Genomic DNA, 18999 nt, shown 5'->3' with positions numbered 1-18999 from the left:
GAAGAGGAAGCGGGGGGCGCATGAGCACGGAAGCACGCCGCGCCTCCGTTCCCCCCCGCCCCCCAACCCCCCCCCCCCCGGGCCCGCCGCCCCGGGGGGGGGGGCCCGGCGGCCGACGTGCCGCGTCTCCCGGTCAGCTCACTCGGGCACGGTGCAGTCGAACGCGTGCAGGTAGGGGTTGACCGGGCGGATGTCGTCGATGACGAGGCCCGCCTCGGTCAGCCGGCCGACCATGCTGTCGGTGGTGTGCTTCGCGCCGCCGACGTTGAGGAGCAGCAGCAGGTCCATGGCGGTGCTGAACCGCATCGAGGGCGTGTCGTCGACGAGGTTCTCGATGACCACGACGCGCGCCCTGGGCCCGCCCGCCGCCATGACGTTGCGCAGGGCGCGGGCGGTGCTGTCGTCGTCCCACTCCAGGATGTTCTTGATGATGTACACATCGGCCTGGACGGGGACGGCCACCCGGCAGTCGCCCGGCACGATCCGCACCCGGTCCGCGAGCGATCCGCCCTCGCGCAGCCGCGGGTCGGCGTTCTCCACCACCCGTGGCAGGTCGAGCAGGGTGCCGTGCATCGACGGGTACTTCTCCAGCAGGCTCGCCACCACGTGCCCCTGGCCGCCGCCGATGTCCGCGACCGACGTGCTCCCCGACAGGTCGAGGAGCGCCGCGACGTCCTGGGCCGACTGCCGGCTGGAGGTGGTCATGGCGCGGTTGAAGACCTCGGCCGACTCGGGAGCGTCCTCGTTGAGGTAGGTGAAGAACTCCTTGCCGTACAGGCCCTCGACGACGTTGCGGCCGGTGCGCACCGCCTCGTCGAGCTGGGGCCACGCGTCCCAGGTCCACGGCTCGGTGCACCACAGCGTGATGTAGCGCAGGCTGTGCGGGTCGTCCTCGCGCAGCAGCAGGGACATGTCGGTGTGCGTGAAGGTCCCGTCCTTCCGCTCGGCGAAGACGCCGTAGCAGGTCAGGGCACGCAGGAGCCGGCGCAGCGGCCTGGGTTCGGTCTTCACCGCGGCCGCGAGGTCCTCCACGGCCATGGGGGTGTCGCCGAGTGCGTCGGCGACACCGAGCCGGGCGGCCGCGCGGAGGGCGGCGGCACATGCCGCCCCGAACACGAGCTCCCTCAGCCGCATGGGCGGGGGTGGGGCAGTCTGTGCGGTCGTCATGTGCCGCTTTCCTTCCTACTTCGGTCCACGGGTGGCTACGGTCAGCACAGTCCCGCGGGCTTGGAGGCCCCGCAGGTGTTGCCTTCGAAGGTGTTGGTCCTGGCGGTGTCCCCGGTCTCGGGGTGGACGAGGTCGGCGGGGGAGTTGTCGCGCAGTCTGTTGCCGTTGACCTCGTTCTTGGAGTTGCCGGCGCCCACCACGCTCTTGGCCAGGACGATGCCGCCCGACATCGACGACTTGCCGGCGTTGCCCTCGACCGTGTTGTCGGCGACCAGGACCTTCTCGACGCCGGTCAGCACGATGCCCGAACCCTGGAGCGCCTCCAGCCGGTCGGTCTTCGGGCAGGACTTGTTGTTGCGCACGACGTAGTTGTCGCGCACGACCAGGTCGCCGGCCTTGGGCTTGTTCTCGTCGCCGACGACGAACACGCCGGCGCAGTTGCCGCCGATGTAGTTGTCCGCGACGGCGAGGTTGCGCAGGCGCCGGACGGTGACGCCGATCCGGTTGCCCTCGATCCGGTTGTGCTCGACGACCGTGCCCTGGGTGTCCGCGGCGCCTTCCTCGGCCTTGATGGTGTTGGCGAGGAAGATGCCGGCGTCGCCGTTGTCGCGGGCGGTGTTGTCCCGGAAGGTGCCGTGGATCGACCGCTCCTGGGCGATGCCCCAGACGCCGTTCTTCACCGCCGTCACGTTCCGCACGGTGAGCCCGTCGGTGGCCATCGAGAACAGGCCGGTGCGCTTGAAGCCGGTCACCGTCAGGTTGGCGACGGTGACGCCCTTGACGTTCTCGTCCTTCGTCCCGATCACGCAGATGCCGTTGCCGCCCTCGGCACAGGTGTTGTCGGTGGCCTTCTTCGTGCTCGGCTTGATGACCGTGCTGCGGCCCGTGCCGCGCAGGGTGAGCCCGGGCGTGCTCACCTTGACGCTCTCGCGGTAGGTGCCGGGGGTGACGAGAACGGTGTCGCCGGGGCCGGCGGCGTCCACTGCCTTCTGGATCGATTCGCCGGGGTGGACCACGTGGGTCATGTGGCCGGCGGACGCCGGAGCCGCACCGAGCCCCGTTCCGATCATCGCTGCGGTGCACACCAGGTACACGACATGGCATTTCTTCATATTCCGCACGTTATGCCCGAAAGATTCTCGCACGGGAGGGATGAGCCATCCGACGGCGTGTCATGAACGGACGGTGAACCGGTGGTTCTTGGGCAGACGGCGTAAGTGATCTTCATGTCGGCCCCAGAGAGGAACGCCCACCGTGACCGTGCCTGAACGCCGCATACGCCCGGGACGCCGCGGGCGCCGCTTCGACCTCCGTGCGACGGCCATGCTCTTCGGGCTCGCCGCCGTCGGCCTGAGCGTCGTGGGATGGATCGTGCGGATGGCGTTCGACGTCGCGGAGCGGCGTCCCGCCTGGGCCGTCGTCCTGGTGCTCGGGGGAGTGGTGGCTGGCGTCGTCTGTGTGCGCAGGAGAGCCGGGTTCTCCCCGAGGAGGCTGGCGCGCCGGGCCACGGGCGCCCTGGAGGAGGCCACGGCCACGGCCCTGGACGCACTGGAGACGCCGACGGCCGCGCCGGCGGAGGAGCCGCACGGCATCGAGGAGTCCGCCACGGAGGCGGTCGTCGACCACGAGCAGCTCAGCCCCGACGAGTTCGAGCAGGCGATAGCCGGTCTCTGCGTACGGGACGGCTGCGCCGAGGTGGAGGTCGTGGGCGGAGCGGGCGACCTCGGCGCGGATGTCGTGGCGGTGGCTCCCGACGGCCGCCGCGTCGTCATCCAGTGCAAGCACTACGGCGACGAGAACAAGGTCGGCTCCCAGGACCTCCAGCGCTTCGGCGGTACCTGCTTCACCGTCCACGAGGCCGACGTCGCGGTCCTCGTCACCAGCAGCGACTTCACCGCTCCGGCCGTCGAGTACGCCGAGCGGTGCGGAATACTCTGCGTGAACGAGGGCCGACTGCGTGACTGGAGCGAGGGGCTGGGGCCGCCGCCCTGGGCACCGAGTGCCCTCGCGGAGGAAGGGGCGGAATCCTCGGACCGGTACTCCCGGTGATCCGCCGTGTCCTCCCAGCCCCGCCGTCGGCCCGGGAAGGGCGAATTTTCCGCCGCCCAGTGGCAACCTGGGCAGCATGGGCAAGACCGCGCTGATCGTCATCGACATGATCAACACTTACGATCACGAGGACGCCGACTCGCTGATTCCCGCCGTGGAATCCGTGCTGCCGGCGCAGACCGGCCTGCTGAGGCGGGCGCGGCGGCAGGGCGTCCCCGTGATCTACGTCAACGACAACTTCGGCGAGTGGCGTTCGCACCACGGTGAGATCCTCGACAAGGCCCTCTCGGGACCGCACGCCCGCCTCGTCGAGCCGCTGCGTCCCGACGACGCCTCCCTCTTCGTGGTCAAGGCACGCCACTCGATCTTCTACGAGACCCCGTTGGAGTATCTGCTCCACCAGCAAGGGATCGACCGGCTGGTGCTGTGCGGGCAGGTGACCGAACAGTGCGTGCTCTACTCGGCGCTCGACGCCCACATCCGCCACTTGCAGGTCATCGTTCCGCGCGACGCGGTCGCCCACATCCACGCCGACCTCGCGGATGCCGCGCTGCGCATGATGCAGCGGAACATGGGCGCCCGGCTGTGCGACAGCGGCGAGTTGTGGACGTGAGGCGATCCGCTGACGCGGGCACCCGCCGCTCTCGTCCCGTCAGGTCCGGAGGCTGCGCGCGGGCAGGATGACCTGCGCGGCCGACGTGAGCGTGGCCTCGTCGTTCGCGAAGGCGGCGACCGCCTCGCCGTCGCCGGGCTCGCCGTCGGACCAGGGGCGTGTGGCGAAGATCAGGCAGGTGTACCCGCGCTTGTCGACAGCCGTCCGCCACTGCGGCGTGGGGACGAACTGGGCGCTGACGCCCGGCATGGTGAGCGCCGCCGCGCCCGGTACCACCAGCAGGCTGACCGGCAGTTTCGGCAGGCGCGTCGCGTCGAGGACACCGTCGCCCACGGACAGTCCGGAGTGTCGCAGCAGCCGTTCGACGGCCGCCGGGGACGCTTCCGGGCCGCCCTCGCCGTCGCCGAGCGAGCAGATGAGGAGGAAGGGGACGTCGCCGTCGGGGGTCTCACGGCTCCAGGACATGATGACGAGCGTGCCGAGGTCGGCGGTCCGCAGGGGTTGCGTGTCAGTCGAGATCGTGGTCACCGCGAAACCGTAAGGGCGCGCCGGGACGTTCCCGCCCGGCTCTCACTCGACTGGCGGACGTCCTCGCGTTACTTCACACGAACGAGGGGTGCGCGCGCTCAGCGCCGCGACAGCCGGCCGCGGATGTCGTCGAAATGCCGGTGTACGGCCGCCTCCGCGGCCTCCGCGTCACCCGCCCGGACGGCGTCGACGATCCTGGCGTGCATCCGGGCCAGCTCCTCGCCGTCGGCGGCCGTGCCCAGGCCCTGCGCGCGCACCCGGTGGAAGGCGCTCCAGAAGGCGTCGAGGAGTTCGCTGAGCAGTTCGTTGTCCAGTGAACGGTGGAGCACCCGGTGGAAGGCCCGGTCGGTCCGGGCCGCGATCTCGCCCGCTTCGTGCACCTCCGTGTGCATCGTCGTGACCAGAGCGTCCAGTTCGGCCAGGTCCTCGTCGGGCAGCCGGCCCGCCAGCCGGTGCATGAGCCCCGCCTCCAGCGCCTCGCGCAGTTGCAGCAGTTCGAGCAGGCTGCCCTGCCCCCGGCGCTGCCCGACCACGGTGCGGAACGCCATGGCCTCGGTCATCGGCTCCAGCGACATGGTGCCGACGTAGGTCCCGAAGCCGCGCCTGATCTCGACGATGTGCATGGCCTGGAGGGACTTGAGCGCCTCGCGCAGGGAGTTCCGGCTGACGCCGAAGCTCTCCATCAGCTCGGTCTCGGTGGGGAGCGGATCGCCGGGGCCGAGGCCCTGTTCGACGATCAGTTCCTTGATCTTCTCCTCGGCGTCCGCGGCTACCGAACGCATGTGCCGTCCCCTCTCGACCCTTGACACCCCCTGCGCTGCCGTGTGTCACTCCGAACAGGACGTAGGACATCCTACGTCCCCATGCCCTGGGCGGGAGGCGGGGTGCTGCCCGCCACCGCCCGGGGCGGAAACGGCACGACCTGGAGTACCGCATGCCCTTCCCCGCGCCGCTGCGAGGCGTCGTCCCCCCGGTCATCACCCCGTTCACCCCGGCAGGGGAGGTGGACACCGCCTCGGTGCGCCGGTTCACCGAGCACCTGATCTCGGCCGGTGTGCACGGCCTGTTCGTGCTGGGGTCCAGCGGCGAGGCCGCCTACCTCACGGACGCCCAACGGCTGACCGCCCTCGAGGCAGCCGTGGACACCGCGGCGGGCCGCGTCCCCGTACTGGCCGGGATCATCGACACGACCACCGCCCGGGTACTGGACCGGGCGGCCGACGCCGTACGGGCAGGCGCCGACGCGCTCGTGGCCACGGCGCCCTTCTACACCCGAACGCACCCCGTCGAGATCGCCGACCACTTCCGGCGGATCCGCGCGGGCGCCGGCCTGCCGCTGTTCGCCTACGACATCCCGGTCGCCGTGCACACCAAGCTGCCCCGCGACGTGGTGCTCGGCCTGGCCGGCGACGGCACCCTCGCCGGGCTCAAGGACTCCAGCGGCGACGAGGGCTCCCTGCGCCGCCTCCTGGTCGAACTGCGCCGGTGCGCACCCCACTTCTCGGTGCTCACCGGCTCCGAACTCACCGTCGACTGCGCGCTGCTCGCGGGCGCCGACGGAGTAGTGCCCGGCCTGGGCAACGTCGACGCCCACGGCTACGTACGGCTCTACCGGGCCGCCCGCGCCGGCGACTGGGCCGCCGCCAGGGCCGAACAGGACCGGCTCGCCATCCTGTTCGCCCTCACCGAGGCGGGCGATCCGGCCCTGATGGGCCCCAGCTCCGCCGCGCTGGGCGCCTTCAAGGCCGCCGCCCACCTGCTCGGCCACATCGACTGCGCGACGACCGCGGCACCGCAGGTACCGCTCGACGAGACGGCCCTGGCCCGGATCCGCGGCCGACTGGCCGAGGCCGGCCTCCTGTGACACCGGGGCCGGGGGCGGCCGACCCGCCCCCGGCCCCGCACCTCCAGCCCTGACGCGCGTCTCCCACCCGCATTGGATCCGTCATGTCGTCTGCGCGCACCACTGCGGCCGTCCTGCCCTGGTACCGCGAGATCTCCAGGGAGAAGTGGAAGTCGTTCTTCGCCGCCTGGATCGGTTACCTCCTCGACGGCTTCGACTTCGTCCTGATCACTCTCGTGCTGACCGAGATCGCCGACGACTTCGGACTGTCGACCGTCGAGTCCGCGAGCCTGGTCTCCGGGGCCTTCATCACCCGCTGGCTCGGCGGCGCCGTGCTCGGCGCGCTCGGCGACCGCTTCGGCCGCAAGAGCGCCATGGTGGCCAGCATCCTGCTGTACTCGATCGGCACCTCCGCCTGCGGCTTCGCCTGGGACTACACCAGCCTGTTCACCGCCCGACTGCTGATCGGCATGGGTATGGCAGGCGAGTACAGCGCCAGCGCCACCTACGTCCTGGAGAGCTGGCCCGCCCGGCTGCGCAACCGCGCCTCGGGATTCCTCATCTCCGGTTTCTCGCTGGGCGGCGTACTGGCGGCCGAGGTCTACGAGCACGTGGTGCCGGGACACGGCTGGCGCTGGCTGTTCTACATCGGCCTGTTCCCCGTGGTCGTCGCGCTCTGGGTGCGGCGCGCGCTGCCCGAGGCCGACGACTGGGAGGCGCGGGTGGGGGCCGCCGGTGAACGGCCGAACCCGTTCCGGCCGCTGTTCGCGGGCCCGCGCCGGGCCACGGTCAACACGGTGCTCGCCGTCGTCGCCACCGGATCGCTCTTCGCGGTGTTCACCCCGCTCGGCGCGGGGGCGGTGCCCGCCCTCTCGGTCGTCGCGGCGGCCTGTCTCATCGCGTTCGCCGTGCAATTGGGCGGACGCAAGCGGTGGCTGCTGTTCGTCGCGCTCTGTGTCACCGTCTTCTGCGCCTTCCTCTACAGCTGGCCGGTCCAGGCGCTGCTGCCCACGTACCTCAAGACCGAGCTCGGCTTCACCCCCGCGCAGGTCAGCGACGCGCTCTACTACGCCGGGTTCGGCACGATGGCGGGCTGCGTCGTCACCGGCTTCCTCGGTGACCGGTTCGGCACGCGCAGGGCCTACGCCTGCACCCTGCTGATCGGCATCGCCTTCGTCTTCCCCGTCTTCGCGATCCGGGACAGCCAGGTCGGGCTGGGCATCCTGCTCTTCCTCATGCTCGCCTGTATGCAGGGCATCTCCGGGCTCCTGCCCAAGTTCATCGCCGGGCACTTCCCGACCGAGACCCGGGCGGCCTCGCTGGGCTTCACCTACAACGTCGGAGCGCTGGGCGGCGCCGTCGCCCCGGTGCTCGGGGCCGGGCTGGCGTCGTCCATGTCCCTGGGGCAGTCGCTCGCGGTGCTGACGTTCTCGCTGACGCTCGTCGTGATCCTGCTGATCGGCTTCGACGTCCCCAGCCGCCTCAACCGCCTCGTCGACCCGGAGGCGGTCCCGGACTACCTCGCCTCCGAGGCGGTGGTGGACGGCCCGCGTCCCGTTCGGTCGACGACGTCGGGCGGGTAGGGGGCGAGGGGTCGGCGAGGGCGGTGGATCGTGTGCTCCGACCGGCGTAAGAAGGCGGCGGTCGGCGCGGCACCTCACCGTCACGTGGTGTAACAGTCTCTGTATGATCTGTAGACGAAATGCTCATAAGAGCGACGTGCGCAGTTCGCGGGGCCGCAGGATCCGGACCGCGGTGGTGGTCCTGTTCGCCGCGACCGCACTGGGTACGACCACCGAAGCGGCCGCCTTGCCGTCGGTCCCCCCGCGTACCGACTGGGACGCCATCGCCGCCTGCGAGTCCGGCGGCAACTGGCAGGCCAACACCGGCAACGGCTACTACGGCGGCCTGCAGTTCGCGCGGTCGAGCTGGATCGCGGCCGGCGGCCTCAAGTACGCCCCGCGCGCCGATCTCGCCACCCGCGGGGAGCAGATCGCCGTGGCCAAACGCCTCGCCCGTCTTCAGGGGATGTCGGCCTGGGGCTGCGCCTGACGTTCCCGCCCGGCGGACCCGGGCAGAAGTAGTCATGTGGGCCGCCCGTCCGCACCAGGGTGAAGGAGGCTCGGCAGCCATGGGACTTCTCCCCGGGAACAGCCGTCCCGCCCCGCGCGCACGGCTCGGCGACATGATCTTCTCCAGGGTTGCGGGGCCGGAAGGGCCCGGAAACCGCGCCCGCATCCACGACACACCGGGTCCGCGCTGGTTCGGCCCGGAGCGGCCGATCAGGCGGGTGCACGGGGACGCCTCGATGTTCATCGGGGGCCTGACCGCCCTGCTGCTCCAGTCCCTCCACCCCCTGGCCATGGCGGCCGTCGCCGCGCACTCCGGCTTCCGCGGCGACCCCTGGGGCCGGCTGCAGCGGACCAGCACCTTCCTGGCCGTCACCACCTATGGACCGGCCGACAGCGCACAGGAGGCGTGCGAGCGGGTACGGGCCGTCCACGACAGCGTGCGCGGCACCACCTCCGAGGGGCAGGCCTACGCCGCCGCGGATCCGCACCTGCTGTGCTGGGTGCACGTCGCCGAGGTCGACAGCTTCCTGCGCGCCCACCAGCGCTACGGCGCCCGGCCCCTCGACGACGGCGAGTGCGACGCGTACGTGGCCGACGCGGCGCGCATCGCCACCGCACTCGGCCTGCCCGACCCGCCCGTGGACCGCGCCGGACTCACGGAGCGACTGGCCGCCTACCGCGGCGAACTGCGCGCGACCGGCGAGGCGCGGAGCACCGCGCGGTTCCTGCTGTTCAATCCGCCCGTGCCGCTGCTCGCGCGCCTCCCGTACGCGGTCATCGCCGCCAACGCGGTCTCCCTCCTGCCGGGCTGGGCCTCGCGCGCCTTGTGGCTGCCGCGCGTCCCCCCGGCCGAGGGGGTGTGCGTACGCCCGCTCGGCGTGGCCGTGACCGCGGGGATCCGCTGGGCGCTGACTCCGCCCCACGACGCGGCCTAGTAGGGCCTGTCTGACAATTCCCGCCTGCCTCGCGACGCCATGCACGCACTCTCGCCGCACCGGGCGCAGAGCCAAGTACATCCAGTACGAGGCTCTACGCCCGGCACTCCCCCAGCCTCCGGCCGGGGGGACCCCCAGAGCACGCACCTGACGCCGCGAGGCCGCCCTTCGGGCGACGACGCGAATTGTCAGACAGGCCCCAGGGTCGGCTTCGCCGGGCGGCCCGGTCGTCACCGACGGGACCGTCAGGCTCCCGGCCCGGGGTCCGGCCGTACCGGCGTACGGATGCCGGCCCGGGCGGCTTCCAGCTGCGCGGCGAACGCGATGCCGAGGAAGAGCGCCACGGCGGTGAGGTTCGCCCATAGCAGCAGCGCGATGAAGGCGGTCAGCGGACCGTAGACGGCCCCGAAGGCGCCGCTGTGCCCGACGTACAGCGCGAGCAGCCAGGTCGCCGAGACCCACAGCACGAGGTGGACCGCCGAGCCGAAGGCCAGCCAGGTGTAGCCGGGCTGGTCCCGGCGGGGCGACCAGCGCAGGATCACCGCCGAGGCGACCCAGGCCAGCAGCAGCCCCGCCGGCACCTCCAGCACGCCCCACCACCCGGTGCCGCCGTCCCGGGAGCCGACGGAGCGGGCCACGGCGTCCCCGACGGCCTCACCGGCGACGAGCACGAGGAACCCCAGCACCATGGGCAGGCCGGCGGTGAGCGCGAGCACCAGCGCCCTCGCGTACTTGCGGTGGACAGGGCGGTCGCGCTCGATGCCGTAGATGCGGTTGGCGCCGCGCTCGATCTGGCCCATGGCCGAAGCGAGGTTCAGTACGGCGAACGCCAGGCCCAGCCACAGCGCGAGCGTGCTCCACACGTCACTGCCGGCGCTGCGCCGGGTGCCCTCGAACGCCGTCTCCACGACGTCGGCACTGGCGCCAGGCACGATGCGGCCGAGAGTGAGCTCGATGACCCGCCCCACGCCCTCGGTGTGCACCGACGTGGCGAGGCCGACGAGCACGATGGTGAACGGGACCAGGCCGAGGACCACCTGGAAGGCGAGGGCCCGGGCGTTGGTGAAGCCGTCCGCGTAGCGGAACCGGGTGAAGGAGTCGGTCAGCAGCCGCAGGCCGCCGTACCGGCGCAGGGCGGTCAGGGCTTCGTCACCGGAGAGTTCGTCTCCGAGCATGTCCCGGGTCTGCGGGACGTGGACGGCGGTTCCCACGATGCGGCTGCTCCTCGTGTCGGGGCGGGACGGGCGAGGCGGAGGTCCTCCACCCGTGCGCATGCCCCGTGAACGAGCCGGCAGCGCGGACGGGACCAGCTGGAAGCGGCCGCCCAGTTCCTCCGCGGCCACACGTCGTATCGCGGCTCTAGGCGTGGCCTCGGCGGCCCGAGTAGGCCGACCAGCGGCCGTCGCGCCTGGACACCGTGATGTCGCGGCCGAAGCAGGCGGTCAGGAGGGGGTCGGTCAGGACACCGTCCACGACACCCTGGGACAGGACCCGGCCCTCCCGCAGCAGCAGGCCGTGGCTGACGGCCGGGAACAGTTCCTCCAGATGGTGCGTGACCGTCACGGTGGCCAGTTGCCGGCGCCCCTCGGCCAGTTGGTGCATGGCCTCGACGAGATCCTCGCGGGACGGCAGGTCCAGGGCGTTGAACGGCTCGTCCAGGAGCAGCAGGGCCGGGTCGGCCATCAGTGCCCTGGCGATGAGGACGCGCGCCCGCTGCCCGCCCGAGCAGACACCGTACGGCCGGTCGGTCAGTTCCTTGACGCCGAGTTCGGAGAGGAGGTCGTGGGCCCGGAGCCGGACCTCGTCGTCGTACGTCCGCCACAGGGGCTGCACGGTGCCGCTGTGACCGGTGAGCACGATCGCGTGGGCGGTGAGGTCCTGCGGCACCCGCTGGGCGGAGCCGACATGGCCGATGCGTGCCCGCAGCTCACGGACGTCCACCCGTCCGAGCCGGCTGCCGAGGACCTCGACGGTGCCGGTCGTGGGGTGCATGAGCGCGCCGAGCAGCCGCAGCAGGGTGGTTTTCCCGGCGCCGTTGGCCCCCAGCAGGGCCCAGTGCTCTCCCGGCCGGACCGTCCAGTCGACCCCGTCGAGGATCAGCTGGTCCGTCGTGTGGCGGCGGACGCTCACGTCCTGGAGCCGCAGGACGGCCGCCTCGTACTCGTCCACCAGTGACTTGACTGTCTGCCCGGCCATGACGGAGCTCCTTCGCGCGGGACGCCGATCGTTCACGGCGAACGGTAGATGCATCCACCACGCGCCTGCCGGGCCGTCCGGTTCCTGGACGGCCCGGCCCGCTCCACGCGGAGACGGATCAGGGTCAGACGCCCGCCACCGACTGGATCCACGAACGGTAGGCGGTCACGTTCGTGTACGCGGTGGTGGTCTGCCGGTCGCTGGTCGAGGCGACACCCACCTGGACGCCGCCGGCCATCATCGGGCCGCCGGAGTCGCCGCCCGCGGTGATGCCGTCACCGGGGCGGGCGCAGATCGCCTGACCGTAGTAGGCGTCGTAGCACCCGCGGGTGACGGTCAGGTTGGCGACCTTCAGGTACCGCGACTGGCAGTTGATCTCCGAGCCGCACCGGGAGGTGGCGCCCCAGCCGTAGACCTGCACGCTCTGGCCGACCCGCACCGTGCCCGGCTGGCCGAGCTGTGCGTAGGAGGCGGACACGGAGCGGTCGAGCCGGACCAGCGCGAGGTCCGACGAGGAGTGGATGACGGTCTGGACGCCGCTCGCCACGGTGCCGCCGGAGCTCTGGTCGAGGCTGCCGATGCGGAAGGAGAGGCCGCCGCCGCTCACGCAGTGCTTGGCGGTCAGGATCCAGGTGGGGGAGATGATGGTCGATGAGCAGGTCTGGGTTCCGTTGGAGAACAGCCGGGCCGCCCAGGGGGCGTTCTGCGCGTAGCCGCCGCCGATGATCGGCTGGGGGCCGCCGTCACCGGGCCGGGGCTCCGCCGCGGAGGCGCTCGGCGCGAGCGCGAGGGCGGACAGCAGGGCTGCCATGAGAGCGGCCGTCAAGGTGGGGACGAGTCTGGATATGCGCAAGGCTCCTCGATTCCGACGACACGCGTGGGGGCGCGTGTTGATGTGTGGGGGCGCCGCTCAGCATCTCCGGCTCGGTTTCGGGGCCACCAATCCCGACTTCACATAACGCGCCGTTATGGCGGGCCCGGTCCGGCCGGCGGAGCGCGCCGGCCGGACCGGTGCGTCGGATCAGCCGGCGGGCGAGGCCGGTGAGTCCCTTCTGCGGCGCACGGTCATCAGCAGGGTCCGGGGCCGCACGGTGGCCGCGGCGACGGGCCGCACCGTCTGACCGGGAGCGAGTTCCAGCCGTACCCGCCGGGTGATCGTGGCGATGGCGGTGACGAGTTCGGTGAGGGCGAACCGGTCACCGATGCACTTGTGCTTGCCCGCGCCGAAGGGCAGGAACGCGTGCGTGGGCCGGGGCTGGTCGCCGTCCAGCCAGCGGTCGGGGTCGAACCTCAGCGGATCCCGGAAGAGTTCTGGGTCGCGGTGGAGAGCGTGCTGGCAGTAGGCGAGTTCGGTGCCGGCGGGCACGGTCCACGGACCGAGCCGGGTCTCGGCGACGGTGCGGCGGGTGACGAGCCACCCGGTGTGGTGCAGCCGCAGGGTCTCGTCGACGACCCTCCTCAGATACGGCAGCCGGCCCAGGTCGTCGAAGGTGACCGGCCGGTCGCCGAGCACCTCGTCGAGTTCGTCCAGCACCCGCGCCTCCACACCGGGATTCCGGGCGAGCTCGTACAGCACCCAGGACAGCACCGAGGCGGTGGTCTCGGTGCCGGCCACGGCCAGGGTGAGGATCTCGGAGGCGATCTGGTGGCCGGTCAGCGGCCGGCCGGTCTCCTCGTCGGTGGTGCGCAGGAGCAGGGAGAGCATGTCGCCCGTGTCGTGGCCGGAGGCCTGGAGGCCGGTGACGGCCCGGTCGATGGTGGCCCGTACGGCGTCGCGCGCCGCGGTGAAGCGGCGGTTGACGGGCAGCGGAAGGCGCTCGATCCAGTCGGGCAGCATGACCCGGGCGCCGACGCCGTTCATCACCACCGAGAGGTCCGCGCGCAGTCGGCGGAACGTGGTGTCGTCGAGGCTGCCGGAGAACACGGTCTTGGCCAGCATGTTCAGGCTGAGCCCGACCATGGCCTCGCGCACGTCGAGTCGGCGGCCCGGGGCCCAGCTGTCGACGGCGGCCTCGGTCTCGCCGCGCATGGTGTCGACGTAGCGGGCGATCTCGTCACGGGCGAAGGCCGGTTGGAGCTGGCGTCGTTTGCGGACGTGGACCTGGCCGGCCGCGGTGACGACGGAGTCGCCCAGCAACTGGCCCATCTTCTCGAAGAACCGTCCCTTGTCGAGGCTCGGTCCGAGGTCGGTCAGCATCGTGCGGATGAGGTCGGGGTCCTGGACGACCAGTGTGCGGGTGCCGGGCTGGAGGGTTATCTCGACGAGCGGTCCGTAGGAGGCGCGCAGTGAGGCGATGAAGCCGAGGTTGTCGCGCAGCAGCTGTATCGCGTGACCCAGAAGCGGCAGCGAGCCCGCTGCCCTGGGTATGGGGGGAGGCGCTACGAGCGTCACGAGGGTGTGTCCCTTCGAGTCGATCTTGGGCGCCTCCATGGCTTCCCAGATCACTGCCCGGGGCAATCGGCGCGAGGGCGTGGTGTTCGCCACGGCACCGCGGGCGCGGACAAGGTGTGGAAGGGCGATCGGTGGGGCACGTTCCACTTCCGGTCGCCCTTCGACCCGCGGACCCGAGAAGGCCGCGGGCCCGCTGCAGGGTCAGCGGAGCAGCAGCTGCACGAGGGCGACGGTGCCGACCGTCACGACCAGTATTCGCAGGACCAGCGGGCTGAAGCGGCGGCCCACCTTGGCTCCGAGGTAGCCGCCGAGGGCGGAGCCGACCGCGATGAGCGCGACGGCCGTCCAGTCGAAGTCCGCTGCGAAGAGGAAGAAGAGGGCGGCGACGGTGTTGACGATGGCGGCGAGGACGTTCTTCGCGGCGTTGAGGCGTTGCAGGGACTCGTCGAGGAGCATGCCCATCAGGGACAGGTAGATGATCCCCTGGGCGGCGGTGAAGTAGCCGCCGTAGACGCTGGCGAGCGTCAGGCCGGTGAACAGGAGCGGGCCGCCGTCACGGCGCGGGGAGGCGCCGGTGCGGGCGCGGCGGCGCTGCACCAGTCTGCCGATCTGGGGCTGGAGGGCCACCAGCACCAGGGCCATGCCCACCAGGACCGGCACGATCGTCTCGAACGCGTCGGCCGGCAGGGACAGCAGCAGCGTGGCGCCCGCGAGGCCGCCGATCAGCGCGCCGACGCCCAGTTTCAGGATGCGCCGACGCTGGCCGCGAAGCTCCTTCCGGTAGCCGATCGCCCCGCTGATGGAGCCGGGGATGAGGCCGAGCGCGTTGGAGACCGTGGCGGTGACGGGGGACAGCCCCGTGGCCAGCAGTACGGGAAAGGTGATCAGCGTTCCGGAGCCGACGACGCTGTTGATGGCGCCGGCCCCGACGCCCGCGGCGAACACCGCGCCCATGGCCTCCGGCGTCACGCCGTGCCGCCCCGCGCCGGGCCCGGGGACGGCCGGAAGGTGTCTTGTGCATCTTTCACGGCGACGACTGTACCCACCGCCGGAGTCGATGGGTGTGCCGGTCCCAACCGGTCCTGGTTGGACACTTCTTGACGTAAATTCACCTGATCACGCGGTGATACGATCACCGCGTTTGCGGAGCGGGCGGATGGGTGAGAGACCGCATCCCCGACTTCAGGGACAGCCCGGACAGGAACCCCGGTGCGGGCAGTCCACCGGGCCGCCCGCGTAGACGGGAATCCAGCAAGCCGGCCTTCAGTCGCCTGAAGAGAGTCTTATGACGGAATACATAGGGAACCCATTGCTCTGGGTCCTTCTCGTCGCCCTCGTCGCCGCCGCCGCGCTCATCAGCCGCCAGCGCAGGGCGGCACGAGCTCTGCGGCAGCAGGTCCAAGGGCTCAGGGATCATTACACGGAGCTGGAGAACGATTACGGGAAGTCCGTGCAGGCGGCTCAGGAGCGGGCCGAGGACGAGACGAAGACCGTTCTGAAGTCGGCCATGCGGACCTTGCAGGGCCTGGCCGCCGAACAGCAACTGGTGCTCTCCCGGTTGCAGAGCAAGTACGGCGACTCGGCACTTCTGCAGGACCTGTTGGAGATCGACCACACCAACTCGCAGTTCGGCCGGCGCGCCCAGTCCATCGCGGTCCTGTGCGACGGCTGGCTCGGCGGCCGGCGTGACACCGCCTCGGTGTACGACGTGGTGCGCAGCGCCCAGGGCCGGATCCGGCACTTCCGCCGGGTGGAGATCCTCTCCCAGGTCGACTTCGGCATCACCAGCCGGGCCGTCGAACCCGTCGCCCTGGCCCTCGCCGAGCTGTTCGACAACGCCACCAGCTACTCCAGCCCGGACACCGTCGTCGAGATCAACATCCGGACCGTGCCCAAGGGCATCTGCGTCGTGGTCGACGACGCCGGTGTCGGGATGAGCGACGAGGAACGCGCCCGTGCCGACAAGCTGCTCGCCACCGAGCGGGCCTCGGGCGTGGCGGGGCTCGGCAACCCGCCCCAGTTCGGCTTCGCGGTCATCGGCCTGCTGTGCGAGCGTTTCGGCTTCGAGGTGTCGGTGGACTCCTCCTCCCCCTACGGAGGTGTACGCGCGGTGGTCCTGTTGCCGCACGAACTGCTCACCGCCATGCCGGAGAAGAAGGCACCCGCCCCCGCCGCCCGCGGTACGGCCCGGCCGGGCCCGGACGGTGGACCGGAGACGGCGCTCGCCCCGTCCCAGACCGGTGACGGTCTGCCCCGGCGGCGCCGCAAGCGCCCGATGGCCATCGTGCCCGGCAGCTCCTCGGCCCCGCGCCAAGCGGGCCGCTCCGACTCCGAGCAGGCACAGATCATGGGTGCCTTCCAGCGGGGCACGCAGACCGGCCGCGTCACCCGGCCCGAGGAAACGGACCGGACGAGCAGAACACCTGGTGCAAGCAGAGAAGGACATGAGGACTCGTGAACGACGATCTGTCATGGATGCTCGACAGCGCCCTGGAGATTCCCGGGGCCCTGCACGCGGTCCTGATCTCCGCCGACGGCCTGCTGATGGCCCGGACGCAGGACTTCGACAAGGACGACGCGGACCGGGTCGCCGCCGCGATGAGCGGTGTGCAGTCACTCAGCCGCACCCTCGCCTTCTTCTGTGAGGACCCGCACCAGGCGTGGCGGCAGACGCTGGTCGAGTTCGACGGCGGCTGGGTGTTCCTGATCTCCGCCGGCGAGGGCGCATACCTCGGCGTCTCGGCCTCCCCGGAGGTCGACATGGCGGACATCACCTTCCGGATGCAGCAGCTCGTCGCCCAGCTCGGCAAGCGGCTGACGACACCGCCGCGCGAGAACCTCGGCACCCGCTCATGACCGGCCGCGACGGCTGGGAGCCAGAGGCCGCCGAATTAGTACGGCCGTACGTCATCACCAAGGGGCGCGGCCTGCCCGACGAGGACGACCTCTCCCTCATCACCCTGGTCACCGCCTCCGCCGAGGACGCGCGGCGGTCGACCCGGCTGTCCCCCGAGGAGCAGAGCCTGCTGGAACTCTGCTCGGCCGGCTACCTCTCGGTCGCCGAGATCGCCGGACACACCCATTTCCCGCTGGGCGTGGTGCGGATCCTGCTGGCATCCCTCATGGAAGGCGGCTACGTCATGACCCGCCCGCCGGTGGCCCCCGCGCGCCTGGCCGACAGGGAGATCCTGGAGGAGGTGCTCAATGGGCTCCGCGCCAAGTTTGGGTGAACAGGACTACGTACGCGGCGGGGCGACCCAGACCGCGGTGAAGATCCTCGTCGTCGGGCACTTCGCGGTGGGCAAGACCACCCTCATCGGCTCCATCTCCGAGATCGAGCCGCTGTCCACCGAGGAGACGATGACGCAGGCCGCCGAGCCGGTCGACGACCTCAAGGGGGTCCAGGGCAAGACCACCACCACGGTCGCCATGGACTTCGGCCGCCTCACCATCAGCGACCGCGTCGTGCTCTACCTGTTCGGCACGCCCGGCCAGCAGCGCTTCGTGCAGATGTGGGAGGACATGGCCCGCGGCGCGCTCGGCGCCCTGGTGCTGGTCGACCCCGAGCGGCTGGCCGACTCCTTCCCCGTGATCGACCTCATCGAGCACTACGGGCTCGAGTACGCCATCGCCGTCAACCACTTCGACGGCGCGCCGCTGCGCGACGAGCGGGCGCTGCGCGAGGCCCTGGACCTGCTCGACGACACCCCCGTCGTCACCTGCGACGCCCGCGACGAGAAGTCCTCGGCCGCCGCACTGACCACCCTCGTCCGCTACTTGCTGGACCGCACCCGCTAGGAGCTGGGAGCAGACATGAACGCCCACGACACCGCCCCGGTGCCGCCGCCCGGGTGCCCGGCCCACGGCTCCGGCGCCCGCGTGCCGCTGCACGGGACGGAGTTCGCCGCCGACCCCCAGGCGTACTACGAGTACCTGCGCCACTACGGGGCCGCCGCGCCCGTCGAACTGGCCCCCGGGGTCGAGGCGACGCTGGTCACCGATTACGCGGCTGCTCTCCAGCTGCTGCAGGACTCCGGTGCCTTCCGCAAGGACGCGCGTCGCTGGCGGGCCTTCAACGAGGGCAAGGTGGGTCCGGACAGCCCCGTCGCGCCGCTGCTCGCCTACCGGCCCAACTGCATGTTCGCCGACGGCGCCGACCACCTGCGGCTGCGCCAGGCGGTCACCGACAGCATGGCCAAGGTGGACACCCGCCGGCTGAGCCGGAGTACCGAGCAGATCTCCGGCTACCTCATCTCCCAGTTCGGCGGCCGCGGCTCGGCCGACCTGCTCGGCGACTACGCCAGGCAGCTGCCGCTGTTCGTGTTCAACGAACTCTTCGGCTGCCCCGCCGACATCGGCGACCGGGTGCTGTTCGGCATCTCCGGCATGTTCGACGGCGTCAACGCCGACAAGGCCACCGCGGTGCTGTTCCAGGCGGTGGGGGAGCTGGTCGCGCTCAAGCGGAGCAAGCCCGGTGACGACGTCACCTCCTGGCTGATGCAGCACGAGGCCCGGCTGACCGACGAGGAGATGGTCCACCAGCTCGCGCTGCTGCTCGGTGCGGGCGCCGAGCCGCTGCGCAACCTCATCGGCAACACCCTGCACCGGCTCCTCACCCACGAGCGGTACGCCCGAGAGGGCGGCCTGATCGACGAGGCCCTCGACGACACGCTGTGGGAGAACCCTCCCATGTCGAACTACGCGCCGCACTACCCGGCCGCCGACACGGAACTCGCCGGACAGCAACTGCGGGCGGGCGACCTGGTCCTGGTCAGCTTCGCCGCGGCCAACACCGGCCCCGCGCTCAGGGCGTCGCGCCAGGCCGGCAGCAACCGCGCGCACCTGGCCTGGAGCGCGGGCCCGCACGCCTGCCCGTCCAAGGAGCCGGCCCGGCACATCACGGTCACCGCCATCGAGCATTTGTTCAACGAACTGCCCGACGTCGAACTCGCCGTCCCCGAGGACAGCCTGACGTGGCGTCCGGGCCCCTTCAACCGGGCCCTGGCCACACTCCCGGCCCGCTTCACCCCGGTGCGGTCCGGGCGGCGCGGCGACCCGCGGCCGGGATCCGGGGCGGCCGAGGAGGAGAAGCCGGTCGGACCGGCCCGTCCGGCCGAACGCAGCGGCATGTGGAGCCAGTTCCTCAACTGGCTCACACGGTGACATGCGCAACACCCTCCCAACCCGCCCCTCCCGCATGAAGG

20 protein-coding genes are annotated in these 18999 nt (G+C 71.5%); 11 read left to right on the top strand and 9 right to left on the bottom strand.

Going from position 1 to position 18999, the window contains the following annotated elements; all coding sequences use genetic code 11:
- Positions 1 to 138: 138 nt before the first annotated feature.
- Both ACFW48_RS25445 and ACFW48_RS25440 read right to left on the bottom strand, forming a co-directional pair.
- Positions 139 to 1167 carry a methyltransferase gene (locus ACFW48_RS25445; protein ID WP_386318177.1) on the bottom strand — a complete coding sequence of 343 codons (1029 nt, stop codon included), beginning with the start codon at positions 1165 to 1167 and terminating at the stop codon, positions 139 to 141.
- Between the two features lie 41 nt (positions 1168 to 1208).
- Positions 1209 to 2279, bottom strand: a complete 1071-nt coding sequence (locus ACFW48_RS25440) for a nitrous oxide reductase family maturation protein NosD (protein WP_386318175.1) — start codon at positions 2277 to 2279, stop codon at positions 1209 to 1211.
- Between the two features lie 142 nt (positions 2280 to 2421).
- On the opposite strand from ACFW48_RS25440, the gene ACFW48_RS25435 reads away from it, so the two are divergent.
- Positions 2422 to 3216, top strand: a complete 795-nt coding sequence (locus ACFW48_RS25435) for a restriction endonuclease (RefSeq protein WP_386318173.1) — start codon at positions 2422 to 2424, stop codon at positions 3214 to 3216.
- A gap of 76 nt (positions 3217 to 3292) precedes the next feature.
- Positions 3293 to 3829: an isochorismatase family cysteine hydrolase gene (locus tag ACFW48_RS25430; protein WP_386318172.1), complete on the top strand. Its 537-nt coding sequence runs from the start codon at positions 3293 to 3295 to the stop codon at positions 3827 to 3829.
- A 39-nt stretch (positions 3830 to 3868) separates the two neighbouring features.
- Here ACFW48_RS25430 and ACFW48_RS25425 read toward each other — a convergent pair whose 3' ends face one another.
- Together ACFW48_RS25425 and ACFW48_RS25420 are read right to left on the bottom strand one after the other, a co-directional pair.
- Complete coding sequence (locus ACFW48_RS25425) at positions 3869 to 4357, bottom strand: DUF5949 family protein (RefSeq protein ID WP_386318170.1); 489 nt, start codon at positions 4355 to 4357, stop codon at positions 3869 to 3871.
- A gap of 98 nt (positions 4358 to 4455) precedes the next feature.
- Positions 4456 to 5139 (bottom strand): FadR/GntR family transcriptional regulator, encoded by a 684-nt coding sequence (locus ACFW48_RS25420; protein WP_386318168.1) that lies wholly within the window; start codon positions 5137 to 5139, stop codon positions 4456 to 4458.
- A 152-nt stretch (positions 5140 to 5291) separates the two neighbouring features.
- Between ACFW48_RS25420 and ACFW48_RS25415 the strand changes: the two genes are divergently transcribed.
- The 4 genes from ACFW48_RS25415 (at position 5292) to ACFW48_RS25400 (ending at position 9207) form a co-directional block, all read left to right on the top strand.
- Positions 5292 to 6221 (top strand): dihydrodipicolinate synthase family protein, encoded by a 930-nt coding sequence (locus ACFW48_RS25415; RefSeq protein WP_386318166.1) that lies wholly within the window; start codon positions 5292 to 5294, stop codon positions 6219 to 6221.
- Between the two features lie 83 nt (positions 6222 to 6304).
- On the top strand, positions 6305 to 7783 hold the full coding sequence (locus ACFW48_RS25410) for a sialate:H+ symport family MFS transporter (protein ID WP_386318164.1): 1479 nt from the start codon (positions 6305 to 6307) through the stop codon (positions 7781 to 7783).
- Positions 7784 to 7886: 103 nt separating this feature from the next.
- A complete protein-coding gene (locus ACFW48_RS25405) occupies positions 7887 to 8252 on the top strand; it encodes a transglycosylase family protein (RefSeq protein ID WP_386318162.1) in 366 nt (121 codons plus the stop codon).
- Between the two features lie 79 nt (positions 8253 to 8331).
- Positions 8332 to 9207 carry an oxygenase MpaB family protein gene (locus ACFW48_RS25400; protein ID WP_386318160.1) on the top strand — a complete coding sequence of 292 codons (876 nt, stop codon included), beginning with the start codon at positions 8332 to 8334 and terminating at the stop codon, positions 9205 to 9207.
- Positions 9208 to 9452: 245 nt separating this feature from the next.
- Here ACFW48_RS25400 and ACFW48_RS25395 read toward each other — a convergent pair whose 3' ends face one another.
- The 5 genes from ACFW48_RS25395 to ACFW48_RS25375 form a co-directional block, all read right to left on the bottom strand.
- Positions 9453 to 10418, bottom strand: a complete 966-nt coding sequence (locus ACFW48_RS25395; RefSeq protein WP_386318158.1) for a YihY/virulence factor BrkB family protein — start codon at positions 10416 to 10418, stop codon at positions 9453 to 9455.
- A gap of 148 nt (positions 10419 to 10566) precedes the next feature.
- Positions 10567 to 11403 carry an ABC transporter ATP-binding protein gene (locus ACFW48_RS25390; RefSeq protein ID WP_386318156.1) on the bottom strand — a complete coding sequence of 279 codons (837 nt, stop codon included), beginning with the start codon at positions 11401 to 11403 and terminating at the stop codon, positions 10567 to 10569.
- A 124-nt stretch (positions 11404 to 11527) separates the two neighbouring features.
- Complete coding sequence (locus ACFW48_RS25385; RefSeq protein ID WP_386318154.1) at positions 11528 to 12256, bottom strand: S1 family peptidase; 729 nt, start codon at positions 12254 to 12256, stop codon at positions 11528 to 11530.
- 168 nt (positions 12257 to 12424) lie between these two features.
- Entirely contained in the window at positions 12425 to 13849 is a 1425-nt protein-coding gene (locus tag ACFW48_RS25380; protein ID WP_386318152.1) for a cytochrome P450, read from the bottom strand.
- A 147-nt stretch (positions 13850 to 13996) separates the two neighbouring features.
- A complete protein-coding gene (locus ACFW48_RS25375) occupies positions 13997 to 14749 on the bottom strand; it encodes a sulfite exporter TauE/SafE family protein (RefSeq protein WP_386318394.1) in 753 nt (250 codons plus the stop codon).
- Positions 14750 to 15080: 331 nt separating this feature from the next.
- Between ACFW48_RS25375 and ACFW48_RS25370 the strand changes: the two genes are divergently transcribed.
- The 5 genes from ACFW48_RS25370 to ACFW48_RS25350 are packed head-to-tail and all read left to right on the top strand — an operon-like array spanning position 15081 to position 18958.
- On the top strand, positions 15081 to 16253 hold the full coding sequence (locus tag ACFW48_RS25370) for an ATP-binding protein (RefSeq protein ID WP_386318150.1): 1173 nt from the start codon (positions 15081 to 15083) through the stop codon (positions 16251 to 16253).
- Positions 16250 to 16651: a roadblock/LC7 domain-containing protein gene (locus ACFW48_RS25365; protein ID WP_053126708.1), complete on the top strand. Its 402-nt coding sequence runs from the start codon at positions 16250 to 16252 to the stop codon at positions 16649 to 16651. Before ACFW48_RS25370 ends, ACFW48_RS25365 begins: the two co-directional genes overlap by 4 nt.
- A complete protein-coding gene (locus tag ACFW48_RS25360) occupies positions 16648 to 17025 on the top strand; it encodes a DUF742 domain-containing protein (RefSeq protein WP_386318148.1) in 378 nt (125 codons plus the stop codon). The genes ACFW48_RS25365 and ACFW48_RS25360 overlap by 4 nt, the downstream gene beginning before the upstream one ends.
- Complete coding sequence (locus tag ACFW48_RS25355; RefSeq protein ID WP_386318146.1) at positions 17000 to 17593, top strand: ATP/GTP-binding protein; 594 nt, start codon at positions 17000 to 17002, stop codon at positions 17591 to 17593. The genes ACFW48_RS25360 and ACFW48_RS25355 overlap by 26 nt, the downstream gene beginning before the upstream one ends.
- A gap of 15 nt (positions 17594 to 17608) precedes the next feature.
- A complete protein-coding gene (locus tag ACFW48_RS25350) occupies positions 17609 to 18958 on the top strand; it encodes a cytochrome P450 (RefSeq protein WP_386318144.1) in 1350 nt (449 codons plus the stop codon).
- Positions 18959 to 18999: the final 41 nt, after the last annotated feature.

This window comes from Streptomyces sp. NPDC058812 (assembly GCF_042744565.1).
Classification (GTDB): domain Bacteria; phylum Actinomycetota; class Actinomycetes; order Streptomycetales; family Streptomycetaceae; genus Streptomyces; species Streptomyces thinghirensis.
The sequence above is the reverse complement of the archived record's forward strand: the minus strand, read 5'-3'. Positions and strand labels throughout refer to the sequence as shown.